General features: G+C 57.5%; 17 protein-coding genes. 3 read left to right on the top strand and 14 right to left on the bottom strand.

Annotation, left to right across the window (positions count from 1 at the left end; all coding sequences use genetic code 11):
- Positions 1-94: 94 nt before the first annotated feature.
- From H4J77_RS17640 to H4J77_RS17595, 10 genes are all read right to left on the bottom strand, one after another.
- A complete protein-coding gene (locus tag H4J77_RS17640; RefSeq protein ID WP_404940793.1) occupies positions 95-2,134 on the bottom strand; it encodes a TonB-dependent copper receptor in 2,040 nt (679 codons plus the stop codon).
- A 104-nt stretch (positions 2,135-2,238) separates the two neighbouring features.
- Entirely contained in the window at positions 2,239-2,643 is a 405-nt protein-coding gene (locus H4J77_RS17635) for a DUF2946 family protein (RefSeq protein WP_123890855.1), read from the bottom strand.
- 185 nt (positions 2,644-2,828) lie between these two features.
- On the bottom strand, positions 2,829-3,614 hold the full coding sequence (locus tag H4J77_RS17630; RefSeq protein WP_123890854.1) for a MetQ/NlpA family ABC transporter substrate-binding protein: 786 nt from the start codon (positions 3,612-3,614) through the stop codon (positions 2,829-2,831).
- 80 nt (positions 3,615-3,694) lie between these two features.
- A complete protein-coding gene (locus H4J77_RS17625; RefSeq protein ID WP_123890853.1) occupies positions 3,695-4,360 on the bottom strand; it encodes a methionine ABC transporter permease in 666 nt (221 codons plus the stop codon).
- Positions 4,360-5,367: a methionine ABC transporter ATP-binding protein gene (locus H4J77_RS17620; RefSeq protein ID WP_123890852.1), complete on the bottom strand. Its 1,008-nt coding sequence runs from the start codon at positions 5,365-5,367 to the stop codon at positions 4,360-4,362. Before H4J77_RS17620 ends, H4J77_RS17625 begins: the two co-directional genes overlap by 1 nt.
- Positions 5,368-5,602: 235 nt before the next feature.
- Positions 5,603-6,412 carry an energy transducer TonB gene (locus H4J77_RS17615; protein WP_123890851.1) on the bottom strand — a complete coding sequence of 270 codons (810 nt, stop codon included), beginning with the start codon at positions 6,410-6,412 and terminating at the stop codon, positions 5,603-5,605.
- A complete protein-coding gene (gene exbD / locus H4J77_RS17610) occupies positions 6,409-6,831 on the bottom strand; it encodes a TonB system transport protein ExbD (protein WP_123890850.1) in 423 nt (140 codons plus the stop codon). The genes H4J77_RS17615 and exbD overlap by 4 nt, the downstream gene beginning before the upstream one ends.
- Positions 6,831-7,760 (bottom strand): tonB-system energizer ExbB, encoded by a 930-nt coding sequence (gene exbB, locus H4J77_RS17605; RefSeq protein ID WP_182249733.1) that lies wholly within the window; start codon positions 7,758-7,760, stop codon positions 6,831-6,833. Before exbB ends, exbD begins: the two co-directional genes overlap by 1 nt.
- A gap of 30 nt (positions 7,761-7,790) precedes the next feature.
- Positions 7,791-8,165 (bottom strand): YbaN family protein, encoded by a 375-nt coding sequence (locus H4J77_RS17600; RefSeq protein ID WP_182249731.1) that lies wholly within the window; start codon positions 8,163-8,165, stop codon positions 7,791-7,793.
- The gene (locus tag H4J77_RS17595) at positions 8,165-8,791 is read right to left on the bottom strand and encodes a biliverdin-producing heme oxygenase (protein ID WP_182249729.1); all 627 of its coding nucleotides are present in this window, start codon (positions 8,789-8,791) and stop codon (positions 8,165-8,167) included. Before H4J77_RS17595 ends, H4J77_RS17600 begins: the two co-directional genes overlap by 1 nt.
- A gap of 394 nt (positions 8,792-9,185) precedes the next feature.
- On the opposite strand from H4J77_RS17595, the gene H4J77_RS17590 reads away from it, so the two are divergent.
- The 3 genes from H4J77_RS17590 (at position 9,186) to H4J77_RS17580 (ending at position 13,344) form a co-directional block, all read left to right on the top strand.
- Positions 9,186-9,740, top strand: a complete 555-nt coding sequence (locus tag H4J77_RS17590) for a sigma-70 family RNA polymerase sigma factor (RefSeq protein WP_310735010.1) — start codon at positions 9,186-9,188, stop codon at positions 9,738-9,740.
- The gene (locus H4J77_RS17585; RefSeq protein WP_182249727.1) at positions 9,737-10,711 is read left to right on the top strand and encodes a FecR domain-containing protein; all 975 of its coding nucleotides are present in this window, start codon (positions 9,737-9,739) and stop codon (positions 10,709-10,711) included. Before H4J77_RS17590 ends, H4J77_RS17585 begins: the two co-directional genes overlap by 4 nt.
- Before the next feature lie 110 nt (positions 10,712-10,821).
- The gene (locus tag H4J77_RS17580; RefSeq protein ID WP_123890845.1) at positions 10,822-13,344 is read left to right on the top strand and encodes a TonB-dependent receptor; all 2,523 of its coding nucleotides are present in this window, start codon (positions 10,822-10,824) and stop codon (positions 13,342-13,344) included.
- Between the two features lie 78 nt (positions 13,345-13,422).
- Here the strand turns inward: H4J77_RS17580 and H4J77_RS17575 are convergent, their stop codons facing one another.
- The 4 genes from H4J77_RS17575 to H4J77_RS17560 all read right to left on the bottom strand — a co-directional run.
- A complete protein-coding gene (locus H4J77_RS17575; protein ID WP_182249725.1) occupies positions 13,423-14,310 on the bottom strand; it encodes an SDR family NAD(P)-dependent oxidoreductase in 888 nt (295 codons plus the stop codon).
- Positions 14,311-14,460: 150 nt separating this feature from the next.
- The gene (locus H4J77_RS17570; RefSeq protein WP_182249723.1) at positions 14,461-15,567 is read right to left on the bottom strand and encodes a DUF2855 family protein; all 1,107 of its coding nucleotides are present in this window, start codon (positions 15,565-15,567) and stop codon (positions 14,461-14,463) included.
- A 17-nt stretch (positions 15,568-15,584) separates the two neighbouring features.
- Positions 15,585-16,751, bottom strand: coding sequence for an NAD(P)/FAD-dependent oxidoreductase (locus tag H4J77_RS17565; protein ID WP_182249721.1), 1,167 nt, complete (start codon positions 16,749-16,751; stop codon positions 15,585-15,587).
- Positions 16,748-16,870 (bottom strand): transposase (locus H4J77_RS17560; protein ID WP_182249718.1); only part of this gene is annotated, 123 nt, incomplete at its 5' end. The genes H4J77_RS17560 and H4J77_RS17565, both read right to left, overlap by 4 nt.

Here is a 16,870-nt window from a genome sequence, read left to right as displayed (position 1 = left end):
CTATCAGTTCGTTGGGAATTGCGGGTAGGTCTCGCGGGGCTTCACGCCCCGGCTTCTTCTTGGTCGGCATACATGCGTCCTCTGCTGCAACATGTTATGCCCAAACACAAAATTTATGACACCCCCCCTTATCGAACAGGTTGTCGACGCCCGCGCTGAACTTGAGGTTCTCGTTCAGGCGGTAAGCGCCGTTGAGCGAAAAGACGCCAAAGCCAGCGCTTTTGTCCATGTCCTGACCGACGACGTTACCTTTCCCTTCGTCGATGCGATTTTGCTCAGCTACTACGCGCCAGAGTGCCCCAGCGCTCCAGTTGTTCTGCTCATACCCCAGGCCCAAGCGTGCCTCCAGTGGCGGCATTTGTGGCAAGGGTTGGCCATCGCTGCTGTTTTTACCCCAGGCGTAGGCTAGCGTCGCATCGGTATTCCAGTGGCTGTTGAGGTCATAGGCCAGCCCCAATTCACCGCCCATAATACGCGCATCAACATTGTTGGCCTGGCTGCTGTTCATGCTCATCATGCTGGTGCTGTAGTTGAACAGGATGTAGTCGCGTATCTGTCCTGCGTAGGCGGATGCCCAAGCCTGCAGGTTCTGCTGTTGATACTGCACGCCTACGTCCAGCTGGGTGGTTTTCTCCGGCCGAATGCCGTCAAAGGCGTTGAGGGCGCCTGCCGGACCGGTTTTGGCCGAGAACAGCTCCCAATAATCAGGGAAGCGTTGTACATGACCAATACCGGCATACAGGGTGGTAGGCGAGTCTTCCAGATCTTGCTCGTAGCGGATAAAGCCGCTGGGCAGGGTATCGCTGCGCGTCTGACCGGCGGTGGGATTGGGTCGGCTCATCATCATGCTGCTGATGTCGCTGCGGTAGTCTTTGGCTGATGCTCGATCAAGGCGCGCTCCGGCGATGATGCGATTGCGAGTGCTCTGGTACCAGGTCAGCTCACCAAATAAGCCGTAGTTGCGCATGACGGCATCTTTGTCCCAGGCAAACTCATCCGTATCGCGGTATACGCCGCTCATCATGTCGTAGGTGGAGCTGCGTGCGCGGTGCTCGCTGCGCATGGCATCAACACCGGTAACGAGATCGAGTGACTCCCAATTGAACGTCATGGCCACACGGCCGCCAATGGTGCGGCGGTCTACTTCGGCCGCCATAGGCATTGGCATCATGCTGCTCGGGTCTGGTGTGCGCAGACGGAAGTTATCCATGACGTGATCGGCGTAGTTGTAGTAAAGGCGCGCTTCGAGTTTATCGATGGCACCTAGATTGGTGCGCTCAAAGCGCAAGCCCAGGCTTTCACGCGCAAATTTGCTGCCATCCATGCCGCGTCCGCCGTAGCGTGCCTCGGCGTCACCTTTGCCGGCGCTGAGTTCCAGTAGGGTGTCGTCGTCGGGCGTCCAGCCAAGCGCGACATCACCATTCCATTTGCTATAGCGCGAGGGGACGGTATCGCCGTTGCCGTCTTCGTAGTCGTCAGATTGGGCCTGGTTGCCACTAAAGCGCATATAGCCTTGTGGGTTGCCGATTGCCGCATCTAGCAGTTTATCAAAGCGGCCATTGGAGCCACCTAGCGCGCTGGCGTGAACACGGGTGCCCGCCTCGCTGAATTGCTCCGGCTCGCGATCAAAGAGCACGGTGCCAGCGGAAGCTCCGGGCCCCCAGATGACGCTTTGCGGTCCCTTGATGACCGTCAGCTTATCGAAGGTTTCCGGTGCAATATACGAGCTGGGCGCGTCCATTCGGTTTGGGCAGGCCCCGATCATTTGGCCACCGTTGGACAGTAGGTTGATGCGCGAGCCAAACATACCGCGCAGCACTGCATCGCCATTGGTGCCGCCACTGCGTATGGCGGAAAAACCCGGGATCGTTTTCAGGTAGTCAGTCGCATCGCTGGCTGGCACCGGCTGCCTGGCATCCTTCGGGTCAGCGATGATGGTCAGGGGTGAGCTTTGTTGCACGGCGGTAATCACCAGGGGAGCCAACTCAAGGGAGTTCGTCTGCGCTTCATGCGTTTGCGGTGCAGTGGCATCGGTGGCGTAACTGCTGCCAGCAAGGCTGGCCAAAAAAACAGAGAAAGCGATTTTCCAGCGCTGTGTGGCTGGAGAGACTAAGAGATTCAGTGTTGTTTGCATCATTGTTGTCCACAGGCAAAGCCATGCTGCCAAGGGGCAGACATGGGCAATAAAACAAGGTGTTTGGATTACTGGTGTGGACGCAACGGAAGGTCGGCCGGTGATCAGGCAGAGAGCACCGCTGCGCCAGAGGCAGCGGGTGAAGCACGGGGGTTGAGTGCGGGCCAGGCGGCACGCGGCGGTGGCCGCGCCCAATGGCTGGGCGGTAGCGGTATTGCTGCGATGGCAGGCTGATAGTCCAGTGACCAGCCCAGGCTGTTGAGCGCAATGCCAGCACCTACCGAAGAACACAGTGGGCACATGGGTTTGAAATCGCCGCTGTGCTGCTGCGCACTGTCCAGATCGAGACCGAGGTTTTGCCCATCGGTATTACAGAACACAACTCCGGCGCCGCTGAGATGCTGCGCGCTCATTTGCCCCTGATGAAAGCCACAGGTCAGCACGCTGAACAGCGTGCAGAGATACAGCAGCAGGGCTACAGATAGGCGGTTATCGCGTGACAGAGGCATGGCGGAAATTCTAGCACTGTGCAGACGCTCAGGTGATGATCTGAGCGCGGTTATTTGCCGCAGTGCAAAGGGCTTGAACAGCTAGTGTGAGTAACAGATACAAAAACGCCCGGCGTTGTGCCGGGCGTTTCAGTTACAGCAGAGTGGTGCAGCGTCGGGCGCTTGCTGCGGCCCGGGCGGCACGCTTACTCGAAGGTAGGCAGGATCTGGCCCTGATACTTCTCTTCGATGAAGGCTTTCACTTCTGGGCTGTTCAGTGCTGCAGCCAATTTCTGCATGGCATCGCTTTCGGCATTGTCTGAACGCGCAACCAGAATGTTCACGTAGGGCGAGTCGGCACCTTCGATCACCAGGGCATCGGCAGTCGGGTTGAGGCCGGCTTCCAGCGCGTAGTTGGTGTTGATCAGGGCCAGGTCTACCTGATCCAGTACGCGTGGCAGAGTGGCCGCCTCAAGCGCGCGAATACGAATATTCTTGGGGTTCGCGGCGATATCGCTCGGCGTAGACAAAATGTTGCCTTCATCCTTCAGCGTGATGACGCCCGCTTTTTGCAGCAGCAGCAATGCGCGACCGCCGTTGGTAGCATCGTTGGGGATGACTACGTTGGCACCTTCGGGCAATTCGTCGAGGCTTTTGATCTTGCGGGAATAGGCGCCAAAGGGTTCAACGTGCACACCAGTAACGCTGACCAGATCGGTGCCACGGCTGCTGTTGAACTCTTCCAGATAGGGAAGGTGCTGGAAGAAGTTGGCATCCAGGCGTTTTTCGGCAACCTGTACGTTGGGCTGCACGTAGTCGGTGAAGACGTGAATATCCAGATCAACGCCTTCTTCAGCCAGTGTTGGTTTGACGAACTCAAGAATCTCGGCGTGCGGCACGGCAGTAGCAGCGACTGACAGTTTCTCTGCCGCGAATGCTGGCAGGGAGGTTAATACCGCGGCAGCGGCAAAGGCAGTGAGTAATTTTTTCATACGTAAGGCTCCTTGTGGGATAACACGCAGGTGGCTGGCGGATAGCCGGTCACCTGCTTTTTTTATTGCATTAAGCATAGTTACTTGCGTGAGAAGTGAACTACCAGCCGGTCGCCGACGCTTTGCAGCACCTGCACCAGAACCAATAGCAGCACAACAGTAACGACCATGACATCGGGCTGATAACGCTGATAACCATAGCGCACCGCTAGATCGCCCAGCCCGCCGCCGCCAATCAGGCCCGACATGGCGGTGTAGGACACCAGCGTAATGGCGGTGACAGTGATGGCAGCGATGATGCCCGGTAGGGCCTCCGGTAGCAGGGCGTTGACCACGATCTGTCGCGGCGTAGCCCCTGCGGCCTGGGTGGCTTCGATGATGCCGCGGTCTACTTCGCGTAGGGCGGTTTCAACCAAACGCGCAAAAAACGGCGTAGCACCGACCACCAGTGGCGGAATGGCGCCCGCCACGCCCAGCGAGGTACCTGCCACTATCACGGTGAAGGGAATCATCACGATCAGCAGAATGACAAAGGGCACCGAGCGAAAGATGTTAACCAGTAGCGAGGTCGCCTGGTAAAGCACCTTTTGCTCAAACATCTGCCGTGGCCCGGTGAGAAACAGCAGCACCCCGAGCGGCAGTCCGAAAATGAGCGTAAAGACCAAAGAGCCGCCCAGCATGCTGAGCGTATCGAGCGTGGCTTGCCATATTTCGGGCCAATTGACGTTGGGAAGCAGAGCATCCATTAGCGCAGCACCTCCATATGCACATCGGCCAGGGTGAAGCAGTGCATTGCTGCTTCAACGTCGCCACCGGTGAGCGCCAGTGTCAACTGGCCGTAGGGTGTGTCCTTGATGCGGTCGATGCGGCCGGCCAGAATACTGTAGTCGACCCCGGTCTCTCGGGCGACGCTGCCCAGCAGCGGTGTGTAGGTGGAGTCACCATTAAAGGTGAGCCGCACGATGCGTCCCTCGACATGCGCGAAATCATTGCGCTGATCGTTCTCATCAACCTGCTCGTCCTCGCGGACAAAACGTTTGGTGGTCGGGTGTTGGGGATGCAGGAAAACGTCCGTCACCGGACCCAGCTCAACGATCACACCGGCATCCATCACGGCAACGCGGTCGCAGGCACGGCGTATCACATCCATTTCATGGGTGATCAACAGGATGGTCAGGTTCAACTCGCGATTGATTTGGGTCAGCAGCTGCAGCACTGATGCGGTGGTTTGCGGGTCCAGTGCACTGGTGGCCTCGTCACAGAGCAGTACCTTGGGATTGGTCGATAGGGCACGGGCAATACCCACGCGCTGTTTCTGACCACCCGATAGCTGCGCGGGGTATTTGTCGGCGTGCTCGCTCAGACCTACGCGCACTAGGAGTTCCGCGACGCGCTGATCTATCTGCGCGCGGCTCAGCTCACCGGCCAGTTTCAGTGGCAGTGCCACATTGTTGGCGACCGTTTTGGATGACAGCAGGTTGAAATGCTGAAAAATCATACCGACTTGCCGACGAAAGCGGCGCAAGCCTTTGGCATCGAGTTTGGTTACGTCTTCACCGTCGATCACGATACTGCCGCCCGAGGGCTCTTCCAGGCGGTTGACCAAGCGCATCAGCGTGCTCTTGCCCGCGCCGGAATGGCCAACGATGCCAAACACCTCACCCTGAGCGATATGCAAGTCTGTCGGATGCAGGGCTGGCACTGACCGACCACCTACGCGGTAGGCCTTGTGTACCTGCTTAAAATCAATCACGTATTAACCTTCCAAATTGCGAAGCGCGGCCCCGTTTGCAAGGCCGGAAAGCCGGCTAGTTTACCTGCAGTGCCTCATGCCGTAAAAATCTTTATCGGCCTATGGTTATAGCCAGATGGCATTGAGCGCGGGCTTGCCGAAACAACCGGGGTTATCAGCGGTTTTATCCGGTTTCATTATTAGCTGCGTTAGTCCTCTATTGCGCCCTGTACTGAGCGCCCGCAACTGATTGCGGTTAGAGAGAGAATAGCACTGGTACGGTCAGGGTAATCCGTTCACCGGCAATCTCTGGCGGTGGCAGCGGCAATGGTTCTGCGCGCTTGGCGAGTGCCAGCGCCTCCCTGTCCAGCGTGCGTGCACCGCTGCTGCTGGCAAGGTTGACGCTGAGCACCTGGCCACGGCGATTCATGGTTAGGGTAATAGTGGGCATCCCTTGCTGGTGCGCCCTCAGTGCCTGACGCGGGTAACGCTTATGGCGTTGCAAGTGCGCGTACAGCAGCTGCTCCCACTGCTGGCGCGCATCCAGTTGTTGTTGACTGACGGCGCCCAGCGTAGGGGCACTGACTGTTTCACTCTGGTTGGGTGTTGCTACGCTGGGTGGCGCTGTCGTCTGTTCGGCTGCCTGCTGATTGGCACTCTCGTTGATGGGCTCGGGCGTTTCTTCAGGTGTCTCTTCAACCGGCGGTTCGGGCGCTTTGACGGGGGTCGGTTTTTTCGCTGGCAGGCTAACCTCGGTCTTGGCTACCTCGGGTAGTTCGGGCTGAGCTTTTGCTACCTTGGCCGGTTGCGCCGTCGCTGCATCGGCTTGGGTCTGTTCAGGGCCAGGTGGCAACTCGGTCGGCTGACTGGCGGGCGCAGCCAGTGGCATGACCAATTCAATGGCCATCGGGGCGGCCTGGGGCTTAAGCTCAAGGGGCTGACTTGGATGCCACAGGTAGATGGCTAGTACCAACGCGTGCAGACCCGCTGCCGCCAATAGGGCAGACAGCCAGAATGGCAGCCCGCTGCGCGTGCGGCTGCGTTGCGGGCCTGCCAGCGGTGTCATGGCGTACGTTCCAGCCCAACCAGGGCGACCTTGAGATAACCCGCGTCGCCCAATGCGTTGATGACCTCGGTCAGATCGCCATAGTTGATGCCCTGGTCGGCGCGCAGAAAGATGCGTTGCGCCGTATCGGGCGCCGCGCTGGTCAGGGCGTCCGGCAGTTGCGCCAGGGTGAGCTGTTGTTGCTCACCCAACGTTAACGTCAGGTCTGCCTGCACACTGAGGTATAGCGGGTCGTCAGCCGGCGGCTGCGGTTTGGCGGTAGAGGCTGGCAGGTCTACGGGCACGCTGACGGTAGCCAGAGGCGCAGCCACCATAAAGATGATCAACAGCACCAGCATCACATCGATGAAGGGGGTGACGTTGATTTCGTGGTTTTCGCTCAGTTGACCATCTTCTGCGCCGGACAGGTTAAAGCTCATCAGTGCCGCCCCATGCTGATGGGGACTGGCTGGTGCTGGTCTTCGGCGTCGGCGTTTTGGTTTCCCTGTTGCCGATCCAGGTCACGGCTAACCAGCGTCAGCAGCGCCGTGGCGATATCACCCAACTGCGCGCGATAGCCGTTAATAGCCCGCGCAAAGTGGTTGTAGATCACCACCGCTGGAATCGCGGCTACCAGGCCACAGGCGGTCGCCAGCAAGGCCTCGGCGATACCGGGCGCGACGACAGCGAGGTTGGTGTTCTGCGACTGGGCAATACCGATAAAGCTGTTCATGATGCCCCACACGGTCCCGAACAGACCGACAAAAGGCGCGATGGAGCCTATGGTCGCGAGTATGCCGGTGCCCTTGTTCATCTGGCTGCCAGCGTGAATCTGCACGCGATCCAGTCGTGCGCCGATACGCTCCTTGATGCCCTCATCGCTGGCAGGGCCACGCGCAGAAAGTGCCAATTCGTGGGCGGTCGCTTGCAGCAAGTCCATTCCCGCCCCGCGCTGCTGTGCGCTGTGCTGCCGTGCCTGGGCAAAGTGCTCGGATTCGACCAACAGGTGCAGTAGCCGGTTGGCGCGTCGGCGCGCCTGCGCGAGTTGAATCAGTTTGCCAATCCATACCGACCAGGTCAGTAACGAGGCGATGAGCAGGCCAATCATGACTCCCTTGACCACCCAATCAGCGGCCAAATACATGCCCCAGGGCGACAGGTCGTGTGGAAGCGCTTGGGCTTGGGCCAAAGCGGGCTCAATCTCAGGCGCGGGCAACCCATCGGCGCTAGCAGCAGAGGTTTCCTCGGTGCTTGCTTGCGCAGCATTGCTGGCCTGGCCCTCGGTGCCGGGCTCGGTCGTCTGCGCCAAGGCGGCATTGCCCAGCAGCAAGCTGAGCAGCAGGGTGGATAGGAGAGTCAGCGATCGCATGAGTGATTATCCTCGCGCAGTTAACGCGGTTCAGGGTTGAGGGCAGGGTGGTTCCGGACGGCTGCAGAGCCACAGCAGCACCAGGCACATACTTGACGGCACTAACCATTGCACCCAGGCGCTGGGTGCCGTCAGGCAAATGATTGGCATGCTGACGAGCATGCTGATACCCGCCAGCCACTTGGCGCGGCGGGGAATGGCTCGGTGCGTTTGCCAGTTGTGTATCGGTGGACCAAAGCGGGGGTGGTTCAACAGCCAATCCGCCAGCGGCGGCCACCCCTTACTGGCTGCCCAGACCGCCAGCAGCATGAAGACGGTGGTCGGCATGCCGGGCAACACGGCTCCAATGAACCCTAGGGCTACAAAGGTCAGGGCCAGCATGCGCCAGCCGAGCCGCCGTAACATCAGACTGCCGCAGCGGGCTGATTATCGGCCATCAGCTCTTCTACCGACGCTCGTACAAAAGCAAAGGCGGCACGAGCGCCTTCGACGGCTTCTGTGCGCGCCTCTGGAGTAAGATCAAGATTGTCCAGTGCCTGCTTGAACTGGCGCCAGTGCAGGCCTCTTCCCTCGGTATGGCCTGCCAGGTGACGTGCGCCAAAGGATTCTGAAAGACCCAGTTGGTCCTTTGCGTACTTGAGCAGGAAGGCCGCGCCCAGGGTGGAGCCCTCATGGGTATAGAGCCAGCCGATTGCCTCTTGCGTGTTGGTCGGCTTGATGGATGTCCCAGCCAAGCGATCCTCTTCTTGCTGCTGCTCACTGAGATTGAAGTCGGCACAGTCCAACTGCACGGCATCGAGGCGGTTGCGCTCGGCCAGACCCGGCAACATGGCTTGCAGCGCGGGGTTTTGGTACAGCGGTGCTGTGGCGTAGTGCAGGCGCAGCTGCATCCGCAGGAAACAGGCAAAACGCTCGCGGTTGGAGAAGGGCGCTAGCGCCATGATGCGCCTGTCGAGGCTCTCGTGGGTCGAGGTGGTCTGCTCTTTAAGGTAGCTACTCAGGGGTAATGCGGTGTTGTCTGCCGTGATCATGGCGGGTCCTTGCGTACGGGATATCGTCGGAAGTCGCTGGGGCGCCTGGAAGCGACCTTTACTGCGTCTTACCTAGATAACGAATGACCCGCTGCTTTCCCGTAATGAAATTGAGATTTTTTTCATTCGTATCCAGCGAGAGATGTCAGGAGCTGTTGGGTGTAGCTCTGACCTGAGTTCTAGTGCGCTGGCTTGGGTCGCCCGATTGCTCTTTATGGAGCAATGGCTTACTGGGCTGAAAGTGGCGGCTTGACATCAATGCATGTGCTTGCCTCATAATGATAATCGTTACTGTTTGTGATTTGTTCTTGTTACCGTGTGCAGCTATTCAGGCTGCGCGTTGTCGGAGGTCTTTTGTGTCCAGCTATGCTCCTTCGCTGTGGATGGTTCGTCTGTGAGTGATCGTTCACGGCCGCTCGCTGCGGCTGATTTCAACGGCCTGCGAACCGAGCTGCGGCGCTTTTTGGGTAAGCGCATGAGCAACGCGGCAGATGCCGACGATCTGGCGCAGGATGCCTTTGTGCGGTGGTTGGGCAGTACTGCTGCCGAGCAAAAATCACAGGACTGCCCGCCCAGACCTCTATTGTTCAGTATCGCCCGCAACCTGTTATACGACCATTGGCGGCGTCAGCAGGTACGCACGGGTGCAGGTCTGGTCGAGTTGGACGAATCCGCGTCGGAAGCAGACGAAGCATTGCAGACAGAAGGGCCTTTGCGCATGATTGAGCAACAGCAACGCTTGCATCTGTTGGCCGAGGCGCTCGAGGGCTTGCCCGCCAAGCGTAAACAGGCGTTTGTATTGCACAAGTTTGACGGTCTGTCGCAGGCAGCCGTTGCCCAACGGATGGGAATCTCTTTGAGTATGGTTGAAAAACATATCGCCAGCGCCATGCTGCATTGTCGCCGCCACGCGCGCTCAGGGCTGCGCAGCGCCGGGAGGTGCGAATGAGTGTTGAGGTACCCGCGAGCGCAATCGAGGAGCAGGCCGCCGAGTGGTTCAGTCGCCGTCAGGATGGGCCACTGGATTCCGCCAGTGAGGCTGCGTTTCAGACCTGGCTACAGCAAAGTGAGGCGCATGCGATCGCGTATGACGACATGCAATTACTTTGGGCTGACTGTGATCTGTTGACGCGACCTGCGCTTGAGTCAGAGAAGGTTGTGGTGCTCCCTGTTGGACCCTCGCGACGCTCCCGGTTTAGGTCAATGCTGACGTTGGCGGCTGCTCTGCTACTGGCAATAGGTATGGCGCTAGGGACTAACTGGTACGCGCAGCCGACTTATCAACTCAACGCCAGTGCTGATCAGCAGCAATTGCGTACCCTGCAGCTGCAGGATGGCAGTGAAGTTGTTCTTAACCTAGGCGCGCAAGTGCATGTGCGGTATTTCCGTGATCGGCGTGAGGTGGAGCTGAGTGCTGGCGAAGCCTTTTTTTCCGTCAGTCCGGATGCGACAAAACCCTTTCTGATCAGCGTGGGTGATGCAGAGGTTCGCGTGGTGGGCACGCGGTTCAATGTGCGTCGCAGCGACCAGGGCGTTGCAGTGGCGGTAGAGCAGGGCACTGTGCAAGTAGATCCCGGTACGCAAGGGCTCGCGCCGCAGTTGCTGCAGGTGGGGGAGGTGGCCGAAGTGGATTATCGCCGCGGGCTGGTGCGCAATAGTGAGTTGCCGACCAATGAAATCGGTAGTTGGCGCACGGGCATGCTGATTTTTCGCGATCGGTCGTTAGGTGAGCTGGCGCAAGAGTTATCCCGTTATCTCGATCGACCGGTGCTGGTGGCCGATGCCCAACTGGCCGCAAAACGCGTATCAGGCAGCCTGGATATTCATCAACCAGAGCTGTTTTTGCAGGCACTGCCGCTGCTGCTGCCCGTTCAGATAAGTCGAACGGATGACGGTCGGGTGATGCTGCAACCGCTTTGATTTGCTCTAAAAGCTAATCTAAATGAAAATATATTTCATTTAGATGTGAGGGTTTCTCGACCTGCTGCGTTTTCTGGGTGTCACCCCCGGAGTACGCACAGGAGAGCGCAATGAGTACCCGCAATACCCGCCTTGGTTTTACCCGCCTAAGTTTGCTCAGTTTGCTCATCAGCAGCAGTCTGCACGCTGCTCCCATCAGTGTGCAGTTACCCGCACAATCGCTCTCCGCGTCCTTATCTGCATTGGCGCAACAGGGTCAGATCCAGATTCTGTTTGACGAGAGCCAGACGCGCCATGTGGCTGCGCCGCCTGTGAGCGGTAACTACGAGGCGGTTGATGTACTGCAGTTGTTGTTGCAGGGATCAGGTTTTGAACTGGTACCTGCCGCAGGCAGTTTTGTTATTCGCCCACGGCCAGCCGCCGCGAGCGCGCCAGACAATGGCATCACGCTACAGGCGTTGACGGTGGTAGGCGATGGAATCTCGGTCAACTCCACGAACGTCGGACGCTCTACCCTTGGGCGTCGTGAGATCGAGCGTCAGCAGGCCGGTAACGTTCCGGAGTTATTGCAAACACTGCCGGGCGTCAGCATGACCGGGTCGGTCAAACCCGGCGGTCAGCGGGTCAATATCTGGGGCTTGGGGGACGCTGAAGATGTGCCCTTTACGCTGGATGGCGCGAATAAAAGCGGCTTTGAGCGTTATCAACAAGGCACCATTTTCATCGAACCAGAGTTGATCAAAAGCGTTGAGGTGGAGAAGGGGCCCTATTCGGCGCTCACCGGTAATGGTGGCTTTGGCGGTACCGTGCATATGGAAACCCGCGACGCCACCGATATGCTCAAGCCGGGGCGTAATACGGGTGCTTTCGTAAAATACGGGTATCAGAGTAACGACCACCAGCAAATCTATACGGGCTCGGTGTTTGGCCGTACCGAAGATGGCATGTTTGATGGTTTGTATTACCAGAGCCATCGCGATGGGGACGACATCAAGCTCGCTGGCCACATTGATCTTGATGAGGGGTACCGCTATCCAAAGCGCTACCCCAGTACTGCACAGAATCAGGATTCGATGCTGGTCAAAGGTAATTTTCACCCGACACTGGAGCATAGTTTCGGGCTGAGCTACAGCCGCAGCGAGAGCAACTTGCGTACGCCGTTTGCGGCAACCAGCTTCGTAGTGCCAAGCCTCTACTCCATCAAAAAGTACGGAAGCCTTGAGGCTGCGCTTAATCGCCTGACGTCTAACCGTGAGCTGGTTGATACCACTTGGGTCGGCAAGTATCAGTACCAGCCTGTGGATAATCCACTGCTTGATCTTGAGCTGACCTATTCCTACTCCAGTACCGATCAGACGGATACCCGTGACGATGATGCCTATTTCGGTCTCACCTCAGGGGGCAAGTATATGAACACCGAATATACCGACCGGATGTTCGAGGCGCGCAACATCAGTTTGTTTGATACCGGAATGCTGGCGCATGAGCTGACTGCAGGTGCCCAGTGGCGTGAGCATTCGCGGGAAGTGCTGATGCATTACCCTGATTATGACGACAAGCCGGAGTATAACTTCGGGTGGTTCCAGCCTTATTTTATGCCTGCCGGCGAGCAAGAGGTGCGCAGCCTTTATTTGCAGGACGCGATCACGCTGGGGGACGTAACTGTTACCCCGTCGTTGCGCTACGATCACGTGCGTAACCAGGGTAAGCAGAATCTCGCGAGTCGATATAACAATCCCGAAATGGGGCATGATTATCGTTCCGTTACCTATGCTGGCTGGTCGCCTCGCTTGTCCGTTTTCTGGCGGGTCAATCAGCAGCTTGGTGTGTTTGTTGACTACGCAAGTACTTGGCGGGCGCCGGTATTGGATGAGCAGTATGAGGTGCAGAGCTCCTCGACCTGGGGCTCAACCAGCCGTGGTCTGGATGCAGAACGTATTCGCGGCGTGCGTGCTGGTGCCGTGGTTAGCCTGCCTGACCTCATTGTCGCCGATGATAACCTGCAGCTGCGCGCTACTTTGTATCGTCACAAGATTAGTGATGAGATCTTTAAACTCCGATCTATTGCTTGTGAGAACCAGGCGCAGAATGGAGGCAGTGTGAGTGATAGTTGTGCCGACTATCTGCCGCTGTCCAATTATCGCAACCTGGATGGCGCGACAATTCGCGGTGCGGAGCTGGAGAGCTACTATGATAGCCGTCGAATGTTTGCCAGCCTTTCCTATGCCTGGACCGAGGGCAAGCATGAAGGGGCTTACAGCAACCCCTGGGGCCCCAACGTTTGGGCTCGGGATATTCCGCCGGTCAAATGGGTTGCCATGCTGGGGCTGAAAGTTCCGGAAATCGACTTGCAGCTGGGCTGGCAGGGTGAGTTTGTGCGCAAAACGGATCGACTTTCTTCCGACAGCTATTACGTTAGCGCCGAACGCACCTGGAATACTTATGCAAACGAAAGCTACGATGTGCACCGTCTGTTCGCTGACTGGTCACCCAAGAGCGGCTCCTTGGCCGACCTCAGCGTAAAACTCACCGTGGATAATGTGCTGAATAGCTTCCACTACGCTGCGCTGTCTGGTGATAGCGCCCCGTCACAGGGACGTAATGCCAAGGTGAGTTTGAGCTACAGCTTCTGATAGCTGCATCTGCCGAGCACCGCCGCCAGAGCGGTACTCGGCCAGGCTGATTGGAAGTCTGGCGACGCTAAGTGCGAGTTAGCCGAAGCTGATGATTTCTTGGTCGGCCACATCGGCTAGTAGGGGGCTGGCGGCGGCACGCTCAAAGGCAGCATCAATGGCCTTGGCGCGTACCTGGGTGGTTGGGCGGTAGTTGGGATGAGTGAATATGTACAGCTCTTTTGCCTTGAGTGCTTCCACTACCCGCTCGCCAACAATCTCTACCGGCAGACCGTTATCAATGATCTTCTGCATGTGTGCTGCCATGGCAGCCTGTTGTGGTGTGATCTCTTTTTTGGCTCCGCCGGTTTTATAGTCGCTTTGTTTATTGCGCATAGACAGGTTGATACGCGTTTTAACAAAAGCGGGGCAGAGCACAGAGACCTGAATGTTGTGTTGTTGCAGCTCGGCGTACCAGCTTTCCGACATGCCGACGACCGCGACCTTACTGGCAGTATAGGCGCCACCGTAGGGCACGCCGCCCATCCCGGCCATGGAAGCGACGTTTAGCAGCCAGCCACCTTCACCATGTTGCTTGATATGCGGCACCATGACCTGAGTGCCGTTGATGACGCCCATCAGATTGACGTCCATCACCCAGCGCCATTCGTTGTTGTCGGTCTGCTCAATGCTGCCGGTGCCGCCGCCTACACCGGCGTTGTTGACCAGCATGTGAATTTTGCCAAAGCGCTCGATGGCCTGATCGGCCAGTGCCTGCCACTGCTCCAGTTTGGTCACATCCATTTGCGCGGTGAGTACCTCAACACCGGCTTGCTGTAGCTCTGCTTCGGCGAGCTTTAACTGCTCGCTGTCGATGTCGCCTAGCACGACGTTCATGCCTTGTTTGCCCATGGCCATTGCAATGCTCAGGCCGATACCTTCGGCGCCGCCACTGATGACGATGGTCTTGCCTGCAAACTCGCTCATGTTCTGCTCCTTGTTATTTAGCTGCCATTGACTGCGCGCAGGTTTGATTCGTGCGGCTATCGGCGGTGAATAGCTGGCAATTTGCGCCTATGCTGCAGTATGGGTACAGGACTATCTGCATCCATTATTTTGCGGCATAAGCGCATGGGCTTATTGCGCGGTAGCCAGTTTGATGACCACACCTTCATCTGCCGCTATGCGGCCTTGGCAAACGTCGGGGTAAACCGCTGCCAGGCCCGCGAGGCCCTGCAACTCTTTCACCTTCAGCCATTCACGGCTCCAGGTCGCCGCTTCATGCAGGAAGCGCTGGCTGCGCTCGGCAAACCCTTGTGGGCCCCAGTCTTTCATGCGTTGCTGAATATGTGCTGGCGCAAAGAAAAATTCGCGGCGATCTGCATCTATGTCCGAGCTTGCCTGGGTTTCATCCCAATGGGTCAGGCCCACATTGATGCAATAGTTCAGATTGGCACCCAAGTGCTGGCTTAGCGCATTCAACAGCGCACTGTTGCCGGACATGTCGACGATCACGCTGGGCAAATCCGGGTTGATGCTGCTCAGTTGATCGTAATCCACCACGCTGCCATAAATGCCGAGACGCTCGACCAACGCCATATTACGCGCTGAGGTCAGTGCAACGGTGGTGGGGGCTTGGTCGTCCTGGGCCAGCGCATAGCCTAGTCCGATGCTGGTCTTGCTGGAGGCGCTGATAATGATGATCTGTTGGGCTCCACGCCAGGCTTTGTCCTTGAGTGCATCCCAGAGACAGAACGAGGTTATGTGTAGCGGCCACAGCAGCATGCGTTCGGCTTCGGTGTTGGCGTCGTAGTGCGGTTCGTGCAATACGCGGCTGTAACTATTGTAGCCCGGCGGCAGTTTGCTGCGATGCGCTATGCCATCGACCAGACGCTGTTCCGAGATGTGGGTGGGCTGCATGATTACTTGGGTTGCTGGCGGAAAATAGCCGAATAATCGTTCACCCACGGGCACCTGATCACACCGGGACTCAATTACGTCGGCAAAGCCCCACACCGGGATGACGCCCCAGCCCTCGGTTTGTTGGCCGGCTGGCGGAAAGAACTGCCAGTAACCCAGTTGATCGCCTGCGGCAGCATAAGTGATGTTATTGGCGGTGAAGGAAAAACTATCGACGGCTAGGCGAATCTCGCCGTCCGCCAGCGTCTCAAGCTGTTCTTGCGGGCTCAGTGTTACTAGCCGCTGCGTCATGAAGTTGTTTTTTTGCACCTGAAATTGCTGCATGGCTTAGTCCCTTTCGGTTAGTTGATGTCGGCAAGAAAGCGCTGAATTTTCATCATGGCTGGCGCTGAATTGTTGCGCATGCGGGTAAGGATCGCCTGTTTTTCTGCATCGTCCTTGCTGGCGCTGCGCACCAGCTTGCCCATTCCATCCAGCCGATTTACCAGCAGCCAGTCGCGCAGTTCCGGGACCTGTGACCATTGGTACTGATTCATCATCAGTGCGGCCATCATGCGAATCCAGTCGGTATCGTGATTGGGCAGCGGCACGACAGAACAAATACGATTTTTCTCTGCCTCATCGTTATAACAGGCTTCTACATGGGCTATGAAAGCAGCGCTGAAAACGGGCTGATAGGAACGCACAGTCTGCGGGGTGATCAGGTTGCCCTGAAAGACTTTCTTGATCGCCAGGTTGGTAATGGCGCTGGCCGAGCAGTCAATGTATAGATTGTTTGTTGAGGTGGGAATACTGCCTTGTTCGAATACGATTTGATCTGTTTGCAGGTGGGTCACGCGGCCCTTGCGCACCACGTTCTTGATGCGGCGCAGTTGCTGTAGTTCAAGCTGGCTGATGGTGGCGCCGTGAAACATCTTGGGTTTTACGGTTTGATCAATCCGCAGTAGCACACCCGCTTGTTCCAGCCGGTTGAACAAGTCATCGACCGAGTCGGCTTGGGCGATGGCCTCAAGCTGCGCAGCAACCGCGCCAATGCTGCTATGGAAAAACTCCTCAGTCGATTGGGTATTGCGGCGATCGAGCAGCCAGGCATCACGCGAGACTATCCAGCAAATACGATCAGGGTCTACCTGATTCTCCAGCAGCCATAGGCAGGCATCGATACCGGTTTTTCCGCCGCCGATTACCACGTAATTATCAGCGGGTTGCTTGACCTTGGGCAGGTCGTTGAGTGGCATAAAGGCCACGCCGGCGTCAATTTTGAAGCTGGGAGTATGGTTGGCGGGTACGCTGGTTTTCAGATAAGTGGCGTCGACCGTCTTGCGCGTATTGGCATGAAAGCGCTTCCCGGTCAGGCTTTGCTCGAATAGGCCGTCACCAAGGTAGTGGCACATCGGGAAATATTGCACGCGGCCGGTGGGTAGAAACTGGTGGCGCATGACCTCGTCAAAGTAAGCGAGCACTTCGGTACCTGAGGCCAGATCGCCTAGTCCTTTATTTAGGTTCATCGCATTTTACCGGGAAACGCTGCTTTGATTTTCAAGAAGAAGTAGTTGTTATCCCGGTAACCGTAAGCCATTCGTTTGATGACCTTGATCTTGTTGTTCATGCCTTCCAGAACACTGGT

This window comes from Pseudomonas sp. 5Ae-yellow (genome assembly GCF_014077575.1).
Classification (GTDB): Bacteria; Pseudomonadota; Gammaproteobacteria; order Pseudomonadales; family Pseudomonadaceae; genus Halopseudomonas; species Halopseudomonas neustonica.
Note: the sequence above shows the minus strand (reverse complement) of the source record. Positions and strands in the feature narration are given on the sequence as shown.